The sequence below is a fragment of the Candidatus Lokiarchaeota archaeon genome (assembly GCA_014730275.1).
In the GTDB taxonomy this organism is placed as follows: Archaea; Asgardarchaeota; Thorarchaeia; order Thorarchaeales; family Thorarchaeaceae; genus WJIL01.
Genome location: WJIL01000081.1, coordinates 15921 through 32036, shown reverse-complemented (window position 1 = coordinate 32036; position 16116 = coordinate 15921). Strand labels below are relative to the sequence as shown.

Sequence of the window (16116 nt, the reverse complement as noted above, 5' to 3'; positions counted from 1 at the left end):
GTGATATACTGCTGAAGAAACCCCGTGTTCATTGAGCCAGTCCGATATTCTATGACACCTTCTCCGTGAAAACGTGAACACTATAGATTGCCCTTTTTTGCCTGCACTGCTTGTTGTGCGAAACTCGCTGGATACAAGACGCCTGACAATTCGCCATTTGTCTTTGTCATCTGTAGCAAATACAAGGTGCCGTTCTAGAGGAACTGGCCGCCCAGTATACTCCACCAGTTTCAACCTGAGTTCCTCCGCAAGATTAGAGGGTGCTCCCACTGTTGCAGAAAGCGCCAGTTTCTGGGCATCCGGTGCATACATTTCAAGGCGGTTCAGCAGTCCATCCAGTTCAGGCCCTCTTTCGGGAGCAGCAAGATTCTGTATCTCATCGATGATAATAGTACCAATGTCACCCAGCTGGTTAGCCTCGCCCGAACGAAGAATCAAATCCAGTGCTTCATAGGTGGCGGAAACAACATCTGCTTTTGTTACGTCCGTATCCACTATGACCTTTCCTTCATCGCCAACTTCAATCCTTGACATACCTACTCGGATACCAACTCGCAAACCCAATTGACGATATCTTCGCTTGAACCGCTCATATTTCTCGTTGGTAAGTGCAACCAGAGGTGAAAGATAGAGCATTTTCTTTCCTTCAAGCGCCTTGGGAATACCCGCAAGCTCTCCGATTAGGGTTTTCCCTGAAGAAGTGGAAGAAACAATCATCATATCCGTATCGTCAAATAATCCGGCTCGCACAGCAATCTCCTGAACCGGAAGAAGCTTGGTGAGGTCTTCTCGCTTGAGCACACCCTTGAGCTTGTTAGGAATTGGTAGGTTATCGATGGATCTACCCTCAACCACCTCCCCAGCTTCCAATTCGTCAACCTTGGTGATACTTGGATCACTGGAAGGATCAAAGCCAGGCGACATCATTTTAACAATATCAGGAACGGATTTCGTTTGGGCCAACCTATTCTGAAGATACTGTTCCATCCGCTTTGAGAGGTCGATTCCAAGGCTGCTAATATCTAATTTCAACTCTTTTCCTGCACAGGCGAGACACATGACCTGTTCAGCAGAAGTTTTCACAGCATTTCTTCTTGACAGAATCGTGAGCCGCTTTTCACGAAGGCAGTTTTCACACACAGGAACAGTTTTCGGTGCTGGCGCCTGTATTCTGTCAAGGTAGTCTTCAAGTTGAGAAACAAACGAAGGTTCCTGCTGCCGCGGGAGGATGATATGCTCAGCTTTTCGAAGTATATCTCGAAAATTCTTGGGTCTAATATAGACTGGTTTATTGTATTTTACGAACCAAGACTTTCGTATTTCGAGAAGGCCGGATTGTTTGTGTCCAAATTCAATTCGACCCGCAAAAGAAGCAAGCTGCCTATCTCTTAGAACATCCGAAAAGATTTCGACACGGAGAGTCCACTCTTGTTTAGTTTCTCGCAGGACCATTGCATAAGACTTCTCCAGTCTCTCCCGGATATCTGCAGCTGCAACTTCCAGAATGGATACCTCAGGTCAAGTCCCTAGAGTTGTAGAAAAGACTCTTGTGGTTTGGTCCCTAATCAAAAATGAAAGATTCCTTGTTTTTTTCCATTTCTTCGTATGCTCGAAGGTACTCTTCCCGTACGTCTTCATATCCATTCCCAGAACCTTGATCTGTTTTTTCAACAATAATCCAATTATCCAAGAAGTCGTCCCTTTTGAAGTCTAAGAACTTCCCCAATGTAGTTGAAAGGATTCCAGATTCCTCAGGTTCACTGTATCTTAGTTTCTGGAAACTTTCAGAAAAGGGCTTATAGAGTGGGGAATTGGTACCGCCCAGAATGAAACGCGCCCTTGTTGTTCCTGAAACATGCCGTACAGATAGTTTCTTCAGCTTTTCATCATAATGTACAGTCGAGGGAATCATACTCTCCCCTTTCACGGTAGCTATGGCACCAACCGGAAGGACATTTCCTTTTTCAACAAGGAGTTTCTTTATCATGGTCACAATTTCCTCGCTCTCTGACTGGCCCAAGGGATCGATAACCTCAGGAGAGATAATATCCACTAGAGGAACGGGTCTATCAGGGCGAAGTTCTGAAGGATTGAAAATGAGAGCACTAAGCGGCTCAAGTAGTTCTACAGTTCGCTTTCCTTCAACAGCTTTTCCTTTGAACATGCCGGGTCCAATAAGAGCAGAAAATACTTCTTCACCACGTATGACAGACCAAAGCTGACGAGATACAATAAGAGCCTTGCCGGCAATCTTAGCTCCATCAAAAACCCCTACATCAAAGTCATAAGCTTCTACATCCAGTAGCCAGTACATAGGTGTCGGTGACTTCAATCTTTATCTCCACCAGATAGGAAATCCTCTTGCAGAAAATCAAAAACGGTCTTGACCGCAATAGTTTCTTGTTTATCTGCTGATACCCCATCAATTTTCTGTTTTGTGGTTTCAAGAACTGGTTCCAAATCCCTATCTATCCCCAGCCGGCTATTCAACTCGACCAAACACTCTTTTAGAGCTTCAAATGATGATTTTCCAAAGTGCCTTAGTACTCGAAGAACCCGATTAATCTTCTCCATGAGATATTCCTTTTGCTCATCTGGAGGACGACGTTTAGTAAGGCGTACATCGCGCTCAAGGTAATCAACTGGCCCTTCCATGTCTGGTTCGCTTTTTCCACCCCTTCTGCTCGAGGTTCCCTTAGATATGTAACTTGAACGATCGCCCCGTGATAATGGACGGGGAACCATATGGAGAAGGAGATGAGATGTGGCAACAAGTTCCATGTCGCGGAAGTCTACATCCAATCGTTCAATCAATCCCAGAATCTTGTCAACAGAAACATCAATTGTTGCAGAATCCGAGATTGGTTGAAGGGCATGATGGAGCTTTCTAAAAAATGCTTGAGTCTGTCTACATTTGAACGCCAATTTTCCTTCGATAGTAGCTGGTCTCCACTTCGTAATTGCTGGAGCAAAAGCCATGAGTGCATCATAGGCATTGGATCGCGGATGCTCTTGGACCCATGTCTCAAGAATGGGCATTATGTAAGCCTCTGCGATTTCAGCCCTCCGTTTCAAAACAGAAATCACTTTCTCAACGGTGGGTGATTCGTCTTTTAACGTGTTTTCCAGATTGACTAGCTTACGGACTTTGCGTTCAATGTTTTTGCTGAAAGTATCATAGATATGCTGAATCCACCGTCCCTCAGAAAGGGCAAAATCCATCACATTGCCAGGCAGATTCGGAACTTCTGTACCTACCTCCGCTCTTCTGTTCAATTCGTTGGTCAGCAATCGAATTGCTTCTTTGCGCTGAACGATGCCTTCCATGTGGAAATAAAGCGCAACCATGGCAATCTGGAGAGGACAACTCAATTCTTCTGCAGTAGTCCGTGCTTGGTCTATTGGAATGCGATTTACATTTCGCTGAAGGGTTGCATAACGTTCTCGAAATTCATCTACCAGCCTCCTACGACTCTTTACCGCAACCTTCTCCATCTCGGGGTCAATCAGCAATTAAACAACCTCTGTTTGGCATCTAGCGTAACGCATCGGAACCAAGACAGAGATTTTGTTGGAGATTTAATAAATAGATGTTTTGCGTTTATATCCAAGGGGTTAGAAGAATAACGATTCAATTTTCGATGTTTTTCGAAAGGCCAGATTCTTGGTGAGGAGAGAGAACCAGAATTGGCTATTAGAGACCATAGGCAAGCAATAGAAAATGAAATCCGAAACCAAGGAAGATTGAACCTAGAACAGTAGCAAAGAATACCCTAGAGTTTGAGAAATGCCGCCCATGTTCAATATGTACAGCGAGCCATCCAAAAGAAAACAACCCCAGAACAAAGAATAGAATCGATATGTAGATGAATGATCCTTCCAAGGTGATTTGTTCAATCCAGCTAAACCAGTCAGTCCAATCCTGCATTTCTTTTGGCATCCTCGCTTTTTTCTAGTGCAAATCCAAGGTGGAGCAAATTTAAACATCACGGTTGAAGTGGAAGACTCTATGCATAGAACTCAGTTTCGAAGATATGATCCTCACCATCGACAGTAATAGTTCTGGCCAGCTTTCCGGATTTCTTTGCAGTTTTTCTCTTCTCCGCGAAGCTCATATCGGGATCCTTTGGGATGTCGATATCTTCGATAACTATGTCCATGTCAAGCTTGACCTTCCCAACATCATCCGGGATTTCATCCGCCATCTCAGGAACCAGCTCTTCAAGTAGATAATTGCGCAGTTCAGGAGTGTGCTTCAAACTCCCCTTGACAAAATTGGGTGCTTTTTCATCTTTAGTACGCTTTCTGCCTTTGGGGAACCGTTTCTTGATGTCTATTTTGAAGGGTTTCCCATCACTCTTGGGCTTGATTGAAAGCATGAAGAAGGTAGTTGGTCCGTCTACGTCCATCAGCTCCTTGAGATGGGCAAGAGGAACAACCTCTTTGAATGATGCTTTGTATTTGGTGGCGGTCTTACCTGATGTTTCATTGAAGATCAAAGGCGCGGTGATTTGGTCAAAATCGTCTTGCCTGTTATCGTAGGTGACAACATAGCCATTGACCTTCTGGCCGCCTTCTGGTACACCCTTGAAATACGCTCTGAGGAAAATCTTCTCTGTACCCAAATCGCCTTTGAACCATATCTTCTTGCTAGTGAATCGTAATTGAGCTCTTGGACCCGGGTGAGTTCCTAATCCATATTTAACCAGCTGTGCGTGGGAGAATTCATCTGGGTTTCCTTGTACCATCTTGGTAATCCAGTTCATCATTGTCACCTAGTTCGATTCACTACGAATATTGCTTTAAAACTGATGCGATGTCATAGTACTACCAAACCCATGAATGACCACAGATAGACAACAATCACTGTCACAACAAGCAAAGAGATCAGATCCACGATAACACCAGTCGTCACCATCTCTCGCATCTCAACTTTGCCTGTGCTATACGCGATGGTTGAAGGAGGGGTACCTGTGGGGAGAGCAAAGTCCATCGAGACTGCAATAGCAATCACCATTGTAATCAGCAAGGGATCTATACCAAGTCCTGTTGCCAAGGGGATTGCAATAGGAATGAGAATCACTGCAGACCCAGTATTGGAAGCAATCATCGTCACGATTATTGCAACCGCGCCTATGATAATAATCACTAACAACTGAGGTAATGCACCCAATGCACCCATTTGTGTCGCAATGTAAGTTGAAAGGCCGGTATCAATCATAGCACCACCAAGTACAATGCCACTGCCTAGAATCAGGAGAGAAGACCAGCTTAGCTCATGTGAGACATCCTTTTCATCGAGAAGCCCCAGAACGAGTAGTAAGAGGCCTCCACCCAGGGCGATGACAGAACTAGATATCCCATGACCGGGCCAGCCAATAGCATTGGCAATGATGTCTGGCAGCTGTTCAGTAAGCCAGAAGACGACCACTCCAGAGAAAACGGATACAACAAGCTTCTGCTGAGTAGACATCGGTCCGAGTCGGAGGTATTCCTTCTTTGATACTGTCTTCAGATTCTGGATTTCTTCGATGTCCTTTGGTAAGTCAAAACGAAACATCAACCATTGCCAAATAATCGGAAGCATGATAATAACAACTGGCAGTCCATACGGAATCCAATCAATGAAGCTGAACTCAATGCCGAGAAACGAATTGATGTATGTTGCTGCGAGAGGATTGGGAGGAGAACCAACAAGACTACCTACACCACCAACAGTGGCTGAATAAGCAACAGCCAAAACGAGCACTTTCCCATATTTATCCCGAGTTTCCTTATTCTCAATCTTGGAGATAACGGCAATCGCAATGGGAATCATGATTGCAGCGGAAGCGGTATTGCTAATCCACATCGACAAGAAAGCACTCACACCCATTATGGTCAATATCAAAGTTGAACCACTCCCTGCACTCCTAGAGAGAATCATCAGAGCAAGGCGTTTGTCAAGCTCATATTTGCTTAGTGCCCGGCCAATCAAGAACCCACCCAGAATGAGCGCCACAGCAGGATCAAAGAATGGATTCAGTGCTTCTGTAGGAGTTCTGATGTTGGCTAAAATCACCATCACTGGAATCATTATCGAGGTGGCTACAAGGCTAATACCTTCAGTAAACCAGAGAATTCCTACAACTGTAAGAATCGCGACGGCTGCTTTTGAGTGAACGAGTGGTTGATGTTCTATAATGAATTCTTGATCCTGTTGCAAAGTTGGCCTCACTGTTTGATTGTATCCGGCATTGTTGGTTATCCGAACAAGGATATCACTTGCTTTCATTGACTCGCCCGAATATTCAACCACGAAACGGAACGGCGTGTCGGTGTTTATTGGCAAAACGTTCCTGGCAAGCACAGTTAGATTTGTAGAATCTCCGCTCAAAAACACAGTTGTTTCTTGGATTTCACCGCTTTCCACTACCTCGATAGGTATAGAGTGCTCCAGAGAGATTCCAGGTGCATCCACAGTCAAAGTGGCTTGATAGTCACCAGGACGTATATCCATAGGGGCGATATTATACATCACAACGCCAGCAACAAGGGCTATTGTCAAGACTATGGCTGTCTTTCTCGATATCTGGTACGACAAATGCATTCCTCGGCGCGTATCTTACTATCTGTCTTCGCAGAATAACCCTCTAAAAAGGGGGCTACTGCGGCAATGACATAGACGAAGGAAACTCAATCAATTGGACGCTTCGACACTATCCTTTTGATGTCAAAAGAGGGATGAAACAAGCCTTTTGTGCCGATTATTGTGTGAGTCTTCTCAACAAGCGCTCCCGCGTTTTGTTCCAATATGGCCATTAGCTCACCAAATGCTTTGAACGGTCCTTCAAAAACAGTGAAGCCAGTGAATTCAGTGCCGAAAGCATTCCCTGCTTCCGTCACAATACGAATGCCTTCAGGCAGGCTATTCCGGATTTCTGCCCACTGTTCAAACCAATCCCGTTTCTCTTCATCTGTGAGGGTTTTCAGCCGGTACAGGGTGAGATAGACAAATTCCCGTGAGCCCGTAGCTGATGATGGTTTCTCAGCCGCCATTGTAAATGTACTCTAACTACAAGGCTTAATAAACCGAATTGTACGGTCAGCGCAACAGAATATGGAGAATTCCAAATGGGTCTTCGAGCATCTGAGCATACTTGGAACTTACTCGCGCTTTACCTAATTACTATGGTTATGAGAGCATCATTCTATGTCAGCATTGCAGTTATCCAGAGTTCGTCCTACATGGGCGGTGGACTCGAAGTGTTGGAAATAGCTGCAGTAATGCTGGTATATCCTGTAGCTGAACTTGCTTCGGTTTCTTTCTTCGGCTCTTATAGTGATAAAATTGGAAGAAGACCGATATTGATTGTTAGCTTGTTCTTGACGGGATCGGCTGCACTTACTTTCGCTTTTACACCCAGTGTCATAATTCTCTTGGTTGCATCAGGGTTGTTTGGTATAGGAGCAGCGTCCAAGGTCTCAACTACGCTTTCCATGATTGCAGACATGTCAGAAAAAGACAACAGAGCAAGTCTTATGGGCTACTACGATCTGTCGACTCTGATGGGGCTTGCAGGAGGATACGGTCTCGGTGTCATCCTTCTCGAATTCAGTGTACTGCCGGTTCTCATTCTTAGTGCGGCGGGCTCGGCATGTATAATCAGTGGGCTCATAGCCATTGTGGCAATTAGTGAAACCAAGACGCATGTTCATGTGGAAATGAGTGTTTCCACTCTCCTGCGAGAAGTAGCAGGTGACCGCAGGATTCAGAAGATGATTCCTGTTTATGTACCAATCATCTCAATGTACGGCTTGCTCATAGGATATGCTGAGCACATCATCGAAAATTACTTCTCGTTGACAGCCACGGATCTCATTATCCTTTTCGCGATGCTTGGAGGCGCGTTGGTTCTGGGAATCATCACCATGGGTCACTTATCGGATCATTTGAGAAAGCGTCGCCCGTTCATCGTCGGTGGACTCCTCGGTTTCGGTGTGCTTGCATACTTGTTAGTGGCAAATTCAGACAACATAGCGGCCCTATGGTCGGTATGGCCACTGCTTCCCATTCTCGGATTCATATCCGGTGCATTCCCGCCAGCCGCCATGGCGTATCTCACTGATGTCTCAGAAGAAGAAACGCGCGGCACCACCATGGGAGTCTACAGCATCTTCTTCGGATCCGGCATGATCATCGGCCCCGCTGTTGGTGGATTTGCATACTCCAACTACGGGCTCCCCGGACTTACCATCGTGGTGGCGGTCTTCATCGCAATTGCCATCATTGGGACCTACTTCATGCCAGAGGTGCATGAGGAAAAGCATGAAACCGATGACGAGACATCTCCCCAAGAGACTGTCGCGGCGTAACAACGGGATTCATCACAACACACGTGGACAGAACGGTCATCGATATGGTGACTGTGTTCTGTTCACTCCGTTGTTAGGGTTTTTGCACATTCACTGAACGCACAGGGTTTCCGCAGAACTTCAAATGGCCCTATGACGAACATCTTATTGAATAGACCTTCATCTAACAAAACAAAAACGCTTCTTCCAAAAAAGGTAATCCCTGCAGGAAAAACCAAAAATCCAGCAAATCTGCTGTTCAAGACCCCTCAGCAAAGGTTAATAACGGTCTTCCGAACTTCACTAAAGTAGCTCCGTTTTGGGGAGATAAATATGGTGCGCCTAACGACAATAAGCAATATCGTAGCCGGAATAGGCCTAACAATCCTCGGGTTCTCTGTGATCCTCCACTATCTACTTGAAGGTGTGGCAGGGCAGGAGAATACCCCATTCGTCACCTGGGTTGTCGGTGCCGCCCTCATGATTCTGGTGGTCGTGTTTTCGCTCATAAACACGTTTACAGAATTAACCGGCTTCGTACACCCGGAAGACAAGCTCATCAGCAACATATTCGTATTCCTGATGGCGATAGCGACCATCTTGATTTACGGCATCTTCAACACAGCCGTCCAAGATACCCTGTTCGAGATGGCATCGATGATAGTGATTGCGTATGTATTCCTATTCATCTTCAGCTATTTCAGCACGACAATCACAGAAGGTACAGATATCAGCCAAGTGAAAGAGATGACATCGCGATTCATGCTTGTTTCATTGTTGCTTGGTTCTGTAATGGCTGGTGTGATGGTTGGTTTGGACTGGATAAGGGTTTCAGTTGGCAGTTACGAATGGGCTGCAGTAGCACTTGGAGCCTTTGCGGTGGGCCTAGTTGTAGTGATGGCCATCGCGCTTGGAAGAAGATACGAACCTGTCGGTGAGTAATAGAATAATGCTTGGGGGCGATAGCCCCCTTCTTGCTTTCTTTTTGTTTCCATAGGAGATAAATACATAATCAGTAAGGCCAAAATCCCAGTTAGTAAGGACCGAACTCCTGTGTATTTGTGGAGTGATGCAACCGATGGCAGATGATAAACTGTGGCTAGGTACATATCTCGACGATAAGGGACAGAAGACCGACAAGAAATTCGAAATCAGCGTCGATCTCCTTCGGAGACATGGAGGGGTCTTTGGGTCAACTGGCTCTGGAAAGACTGTACTCAGCAAGGCGATAATAGAGGAAGCGGCCTTGGAGGGGATTCCTGTATTGGCATTCGATCCTCAAGGAGACATAGCATCGTTGATGCTTCCAGGAGATCCTGAGGAATTGGAAAAGAAGGGTGTACCTCCAGAGCGATTGGAAGAATACATGGACAAAGTGGTTGTACGCGTTTTCACTCCAGCCAGCAGCAAAGGGTTGCCCATATCAATCAATCCCCTGAAACTACCTGATAAGAAAGCTGACCAAGATGATGTTATTAGACTGCTTGACAACTCCGCTCGAACCTTAGTAAAAGTGCTTGCAAAAGTTGCTGGTCTTTCCAGTTCGTGGGAAGCCAAATCATTTGCTGCGGTTTACGAACTGCTCAGGGAGGTTTGGGAAGATGATGAGAAGGATATCGGTACACTTGCCGAACTTGCAGATATGCTGGAAGCAGATAAGGAAGAGATTGGTGTTGATTTGGACCCATACATGAAAGCTTCGCAACGACGAAAGCTCGCAACATCGATTAGAAGCCTGACTGTGGGATCCTCTCAGCTACTCTTCAAAGAACAGGGGCAAATCGACTTCGACTATATGACAAAGGAAATCGATGGGAAAACTCCAATCAACGTACTCTTCCTCAAGACACTGCGAAGCGAAGAAGAGAAGCACTTCTTCATTTCCATTGTATTGAACCAATTGTATTCATGGATGCTACGTCAAGGATATAGCGAAGATCCCAGGATGCTATTGTTCCAGGATGAAGCTGCTCCATTCATTCCTGCAGGAATGAAATCACCAGGTCCGAAAGAGACATTTCTTCTATTATTCCGGCAAGCCAGGAAATACGGCATAGAATGCTTGATTGCAACACAGAGTCCCAAGGACATAGATTACAAGGCGTTTGAACAATTCAACACAATAGCCTCAGGCAGGATAAGCAGTAAGCAATCTCTGAAGGTGCTTGAACGTATTCTGGAACCAATTGCCGGCGAGCGAGCAGCTGAAGAAATCATAGATGCGCTACCTGGCCAGCAAACAGCCAGTTTCGTTTTTTCATCAGCCGATTTGAAGCCGAAGGTGAATCAGATTGGCGTTAGGTGGCTTCTTACCAATCACGTTACGTTAACCGAGAAAGATGTCCAAAAGCACATGAAAGAACTTGTGGAGAAAAGGAAGAAAGTACTAGAAAAGATGGAGGCGGAGCGGAGGAAACGAGAAGAATCTCGCCGCAGAGAAGCTGAGAAGAAGCGAAAGGAGCGAGAGCGAAAGAAGAGACTAGAAGAGGAACAAAAAAAGAAACAACAAGCTATTGCAGCCAAGAAAGCAAAACTTGCCAAAGCAAAGGATGATGAAAGAGTCATTGAGACAAAAGGTAAGACAGAGAAGGTTTCATACGAAGATATTGTCAATGGACTCATTGCTCGAATTGAAAAAGTTGCGCGCACAACGCATGGTCTCAATTTCCTTCGCGAATTGGTTGAGAGAGGAGAACTCAACTACGAAAAATCACTGGTCTATTACCTGACCGAAACTCGTAGCGTCATCAAACAGGGATTCGTGAAAAAGGAAAAGAAACCTGAAGAGCGACATGGGGGACGTATGGAACCACATATCGTGTTCGACTTTGAACAGGCAGTTGATAAAGTGGCCAAAAGCATGGGAATAAAGAATCCAGAGTATCTGGACATGGATAGGCTAGAAGATACATTCCTAAACGTTGTCAAGACTGCAAAGAAGAACAATATGATTGAGCGAATTGCACTTGGAAAACCGTTTCTTGAATTCGAAATCGACTAAGAATGAAAGAACTCTGTCGTTCCACTTCGGCAATCGGCCCACTCATCGTACATCTCACGTGTGGTCTCGACAGCTTCAGAGAATGTTCTTGCTTTGATACCCGGTGCACAGTACACCATAACAAATACGTTCTCGGTATCAGCGCGAATCCGCGTATAATTGGAATCGTGAGTTGCATAACCAAAACAGATGATTCGTTCTGTGTCAGCAACAACTAGATCCCTTCCACGACACTCAATCTCCGTTCCACCGATTCGTTCGAACGTCTCACCTTCTTTTGCGGTTCTAATCTGCAGAGGACCATCAAGTCTTGAAGTATCGGCAAGACCTATGGGGAATTTGTGAAAAGCTGAAGCAAGATTGGCAATATCTACGATATTTGATATCCTCCATAGACCATGGCCCCGAAGAATTCGCCGGAGAAGTGCCTCACTTGACACTCTCGACTTGGTGGGATCCATTCCAAAAGTCCAGTAGAATTCCCGGAATGCACTTAGAATGGTATCACTTTTTAAGCTGTCTCTTGAATGCTGGGCCCTAATCCAGTCAAATACCTCTGACTCATATTCAAGAAATCCATCTTGTACCGATGATACAGTAACATCTTGGAGATTGATAATTGCTAATGACACTCCAGCTCTCGGGATTTCAAATTGCACATCAATCCCAACAGAATCAGCCAACCCATCTTCATTTTTCATGGTCGGACGATAGTACCATCGATTTTCAAGGTTGCGAAATTCATATCAAAAGATGAACAACCCTTGCGGCTGGTTTCAAAATGACACTCATTTGTCATCCGCAAATGAGCGATTGTAATTCCTCCAAACTCGTGACGGTCATATCGGGAGTTGTATCCAGCTCACCTGCGTTATATGCAACTATATCATCAGGATTTCGCTTGACCAGGACGGTAGTCAATCCTGCAGCATTACCTCCCGCAATATCTGAAGCCGGATTATCTCCAATCATGACAGCATCATCACAATCATAACCCATTGTCATCACAGTCTCAATAACAATCTCAGGCATGGGTTTTCCAACTATGGTTGCTTCAACTCCAGTGGCATCTTCTACTGCGGCAGTTATGGATCGTTCGCCCAGATACATGTCCTCTTTTCCCAGATAGACGCCGGGATACTCTCTGCTACCGCTTACACAAAGCAGTTCAGCTCCGTCTCGTACACATTTGGCGGCAAAATTCAAACGTTGAAAGCTCAAATCGCGATCTGCACCTATTGCAACAAAATCAATTGGAGGATTGTTCACAACATTCAGACCTTTAGCAATGAAATCCTCAGTAGCTCCACCTTCGCTTATCACGAAGCATCTAGCGTCAGGATTCCTATTGAAAACATAAGCCGCCGTAGCAGCTCCTGCAGTGAATACGCTTTCTTTTGAGAAATGAAACCCAGCTTTTTGTAGAGCCGCATGCACCTGTTGCGCTGAAAGCCGGCCTACGTTAGTGAGTATTCCTATCTCTTTGCCAGCATCTCTGAGATATCTACAGCAATCCACAGCACCCGGAAAAGGAGTTGGATGCTCAACATCATGAATCAGCGTATTGTCAACATCAAACAACCAAAGAGATTTCTCATCAAGCTTCATTTGTTTCACCGCTTTATTGGAAAGCGTTTCTATAGGCCGTTGTGACTAAATTAGGAATATCAAAATCATTCTTCGTTATCAAGAAGGGGAATGACACAGATGAAGCAGAAATCCTCGGTACCCTCAGTGTTATCATAACCATGGGGTTTGTTTGAGTCTATGAATACGACATCATCCTTCTTTGCCGTCTCGCCCTCAAGTCCTCCAAGTAGCTTTGCCTCGCCGCTCAAAACAAATATCTCATGCTCTTCTGGGTGCGTATGAGAAGGAATGATTCCACCCGGTTCAATCTTGAACCAGCGCATAGCATAAGTTTTAGCTCCGCTTCTTCTTCCTACGAGCCATCTCATTGTGGTTTTCTTGCTGCCTTCCAGAGTAACTTCGATTTCCTTGCGGTTCTTGTAATTCGTTACATACACTTCAATCGACCTCTTGTGGCTCACGGGAGATAGGCTTCTCAACGCAAAGAATAATTCGCCGCCTATAAAACCGTTCAGCTAACGGAATGAAGTCCTAGAATGCAGGTTGAACAAGAACTGTTAATGACAAAAAGCTTAATCTTGAATCCAAGGTCTGTTCACCCGAGTATCAATCACGGGTTACTCCTACTGATCACAAGGGAGAATGGAATACATGAGTGACGATAGCACATATATTCGAGCAAAATTCACGGAAATCAACAAGTCAATAGAGCGCCTTACGGACACCGTGAACAAGATGGTGGATGCTATTTCTATAATATCAGAAGTAAGGGATGAAATAGGAGAATTGAGGCTTCAGGTGGCAGCAAATGCTGAGACATTAGAAGAACTGAAAGTGGCTACCAAGCAGAAACCGGTACAGAGACCCGTAGTTGAAGAAAAGAAGGAATTGACAGAAAAACAGGAGCTCTCCAATGCTAAATCGGTCTTGGAGAATCTTGAATCGCAAGTAAGAGATGGAGCGATTGCTAGTGAGCTCGCGGATCGCATTTCCGAGGCGGCCCATAGTGTGGAGAATGCCATTGGCTCCGGATCATTAACCATAAAGATGGACAGGTGGCGTCGGATTCTAAGAACCTACAGCAGAGTCGACAGTATTAATCCGAATGATATCAGAAAACTCAAATCAGATATACGAGACTGGATTAAGGAAATAGATGCTAAGCAGTAGTATCACTGATTGTAACGCAAAGGTCAATAGGTAAGCTCAAGCCTTAAGAAGGCCGGAGCATATACAGGTTATAGATACTGGTTAACGCGGGTGCAAAGATAGTGGGACTGTCAAAAGAGGCAGAAAGGCAAATCGTATCAACCATAGAGGAATTTCCGGAACCCCATAGATCCAACATAATGGCCCTCTGGAACGAGTTTGTAACAACGAATCCAGAGCCACCATTCTATTCCAGTTGGTCTGAATTTTCGGATCAATATGACGATTCCAGTTCGCTCTATAATGAGCAAAGAATCTATTTGAAAAGGGTGAAGAATGAGCTTAGAGAGTTGGAAGTTCCATTAACGCTTTGGCAGAAAATCGCCAAAGGATTGGCTGCTGTGGCAAGTGTATTTCTGGTCGTGTTCTTAGCGCTCTCCAGAGTTGCAAGAGGTTCCGACTAGAGATTATCTCGTCATTGCAGAGGTGCGCATTTATATCCCTCTAGCCAAATTTGCGTCATGAGGTCACAGATTCTTGCATTTGGATTTACCTCCACAAATGGGAAACCAACTCGCTCAGGCTGCAGAACAAATCAAAGCGGCAGAACGTCCTCTCGCTGTTTCCCATATAGATACTGACGGTATTACTGCACTTGCAATTGTGTGCCGAATGCTCAGAAGACTGGACAAGTCTCCAATATGGAGAAATATCCATCAGCTTAATTCTGAAACTATCCAAGACGTAAAGAAAATCGTTACAGAAAAGAACCCGGATATCGCCATATTCAGCGACTTGGGAACAGGGCAGATGCCCTTGATTGTCAAGGAACTAGGGAATCTCGAGTCTCTTAACAGCATCATCGTTCTGGATCACCATCTTCCGAAGGATGATGCAGAAGGGTATTCGAAAAGGCATGCAAATACACCCATCATCGAGGTTAATCCATGTCATCACGACTTAGACGGAAGCTCCGATCTCTCAGGGGCAGGAACTGCATTTCTCCTTGCCTATGAAGTTTCTAGAGGTAACGCTGACTTGAGCGAGCTGGCGGTGGTAGGAGCAACAGGGGATCTACAGAGATACTATGGAAAAGGTTTCGCAGGAGTGAATCGCAAAATACTGGAAGTGGCATTAGAAAGTGGCACGGTGCGAGTGGATCGGGACCTAACATTCTTCGGCATCAATACCAGACCTTTGCCTTTTCTCCTAGAATATGCAACAGAACCGTACATCCCAGGGATCACTGGGAATCGAGATGCAGCCTTTGAATTTTTTGAGGCTCTGGGAATACCAGTGAAAGCAAACGAGAGATGGCGAAGATGGGTGGATCTCAACACGGAAGAAAAACAGGTGATTATTCAGCATTTGATGAGTCTAATTCTTCAGGCCTATGAAGACTCCCGGAAGGCTCAAGGGATAGTGGGAGATGTCATAACCTTGCTGAAAAGACCGGAAAGGTCTGAACTTAGAAGCGCTAAGGAGTTCTCCACATTGTTGAATGCGTGTGGGCGCAATCGAAGAGCAGAAGTGGGAGTTAGGATTTGCTTAGGTGATCAAGCAGCATATGAAGAGGGAAAGCTGTTGCTACGAGAGCATAGACGAAACCTAGCGACTTCCATACGGAGAATAGAAACACACGGTTTTGACGAAAGACCAGGAATGTATCTTGTGCAAGATTCTGAAATACAGGACACTATTATCGGGATTGTCATCGGAATGGCACAAGGAGCTCGAATCGTACCAGAAAACAAGCCAATCATTGGGGTTACCACTAACACTTCTGAGAAAAGCAGTCTCGCGAAGCTTTCTGGAAGAACACGTAGGAGATTGGTAAAAAGAGGTGTTAATCTGAAAGAGACATTTGTCCGTTGTGGCCAAACACTCAACAAGAAATATGACACTCTTGTTGTAGAAGCCGGAGGGCATCCAATGGCAGCAGGCGCCTTCATTCAACCAGAAAGACTGGATGAATATCTTGACCTAGTTTCCAAAGATTTGAGTAGAAGTTTGTCCTAAAAAAACATAGAGGAGGGGCTTGC

At 45.2% G+C, this 16116-nt stretch carries 16 protein-coding genes; 6 read left to right on the top strand and 10 right to left on the bottom strand.

The window, feature by feature from the left end; translation table 11 throughout:
* The 7 genes from GF309_09090 to GF309_09060 form a co-directional block, all read right to left on the bottom strand.
* On the bottom strand, positions 1-1452 hold a 1452-nt coding region (locus tag GF309_09090), incomplete at its 3' end, for a DEAD/DEAH box helicase (GenBank protein MBD3158928.1).
* A 109-nt stretch (positions 1453-1561) separates the two neighbouring features.
* Complete coding sequence (locus GF309_09085; GenBank protein MBD3158927.1) at positions 1562-2332, bottom strand: hypothetical protein; 771 nt, start codon at positions 2330-2332, stop codon at positions 1562-1564.
* Complete coding sequence (locus tag GF309_09080; protein ID MBD3158926.1) at positions 2329-3513, bottom strand: hypothetical protein; 1185 nt, start codon at positions 3511-3513, stop codon at positions 2329-2331. The genes GF309_09085 and GF309_09080 overlap by 4 nt, the downstream gene beginning before the upstream one ends.
* A gap of 181 nt (positions 3514-3694) precedes the next feature.
* Positions 3695-3928: a hypothetical protein gene (locus GF309_09075; GenBank protein ID MBD3158925.1), complete on the bottom strand. Its 234-nt coding sequence runs from the start codon at positions 3926-3928 to the stop codon at positions 3695-3697.
* A 79-nt stretch (positions 3929-4007) separates the two neighbouring features.
* Positions 4008-4775, bottom strand: a complete 768-nt coding sequence (locus tag GF309_09070) for a hypothetical protein (GenBank protein MBD3158924.1) — start codon at positions 4773-4775, stop codon at positions 4008-4010.
* A gap of 44 nt (positions 4776-4819) precedes the next feature.
* Positions 4820-6589: a DASS family sodium-coupled anion symporter gene (locus tag GF309_09065; GenBank protein ID MBD3158923.1), complete on the bottom strand. Its 1770-nt coding sequence runs from the start codon at positions 6587-6589 to the stop codon at positions 4820-4822.
* A gap of 86 nt (positions 6590-6675) precedes the next feature.
* The gene (locus tag GF309_09060; protein MBD3158922.1) at positions 6676-7038 is read right to left on the bottom strand and encodes a hypothetical protein; all 363 of its coding nucleotides are present in this window, start codon (positions 7036-7038) and stop codon (positions 6676-6678) included.
* Positions 7039-7113: 75 nt separating this feature from the next.
* Here GF309_09060 and GF309_09055 point away from each other — a divergent pair, with 75 nt between their 5' ends.
* The 3 genes from GF309_09055 (at position 7114) to GF309_09045 (ending at position 11335) form a co-directional block, all read left to right on the top strand.
* On the top strand, positions 7114-8355 hold the full coding sequence (locus tag GF309_09055; GenBank protein ID MBD3158921.1) for an MFS transporter: 1242 nt from the start codon (positions 7114-7116) through the stop codon (positions 8353-8355).
* Positions 8356-8667: 312 nt separating this feature from the next.
* Positions 8668-9276, top strand: coding sequence for a hypothetical protein (locus tag GF309_09050; protein ID MBD3158920.1), 609 nt, complete (start codon positions 8668-8670; stop codon positions 9274-9276).
* 127 nt (positions 9277-9403) lie between these two features.
* A complete protein-coding gene (locus GF309_09045; GenBank protein ID MBD3158919.1) occupies positions 9404-11335 on the top strand; it encodes a DUF853 family protein in 1932 nt (643 codons plus the stop codon).
* Here GF309_09045 and GF309_09040 read toward each other — a convergent pair.
* The 3 genes from GF309_09040 to GF309_09030 all read right to left on the bottom strand — a co-directional run bounded on the left by GF309_09040 (position 11332) and on the right by GF309_09030 (position 13386).
* The gene (locus GF309_09040; protein MBD3158918.1) at positions 11332-12036 is read right to left on the bottom strand and encodes a hypothetical protein; all 705 of its coding nucleotides are present in this window, start codon (positions 12034-12036) and stop codon (positions 11332-11334) included. The two genes, GF309_09045 and GF309_09040, sit on opposite strands and share 4 nt — an antisense overlap.
* Before the next feature lie 94 nt (positions 12037-12130).
* Positions 12131-12943 (bottom strand): HAD-IIA family hydrolase, encoded by an 813-nt coding sequence (locus tag GF309_09035; protein ID MBD3158917.1) that lies wholly within the window; start codon positions 12941-12943, stop codon positions 12131-12133.
* Positions 12944-13008: 65 nt separating this feature from the next.
* The gene (locus tag GF309_09030; protein ID MBD3158916.1) at positions 13009-13386 is read right to left on the bottom strand and encodes a cupin domain-containing protein; all 378 of its coding nucleotides are present in this window, start codon (positions 13384-13386) and stop codon (positions 13009-13011) included.
* Positions 13387-13576: 190 nt separating this feature from the next.
* Here GF309_09030 and GF309_09025 point away from each other — a divergent pair, with 190 nt between their 5' ends.
* The 3 genes from GF309_09025 to GF309_09015 all read left to right on the top strand — a co-directional run bounded on the left by GF309_09025 (position 13577) and on the right by GF309_09015 (position 16093).
* Entirely contained in the window at positions 13577-14095 is a 519-nt protein-coding gene (locus GF309_09025; GenBank protein ID MBD3158915.1) for a hypothetical protein, read from the top strand.
* A gap of 101 nt (positions 14096-14196) precedes the next feature.
* Positions 14197-14538: a hypothetical protein gene (locus GF309_09020; GenBank protein MBD3158914.1), complete on the top strand. Its 342-nt coding sequence runs from the start codon at positions 14197-14199 to the stop codon at positions 14536-14538.
* Between the two features lie 97 nt (positions 14539-14635).
* Positions 14636-16093 carry a hypothetical protein gene (locus GF309_09015; protein MBD3158913.1) on the top strand — a complete coding sequence of 486 codons (1458 nt, stop codon included), beginning with the start codon at positions 14636-14638 and terminating at the stop codon, positions 16091-16093.
* Positions 16094-16116 lie beyond the last annotated feature (23 nt).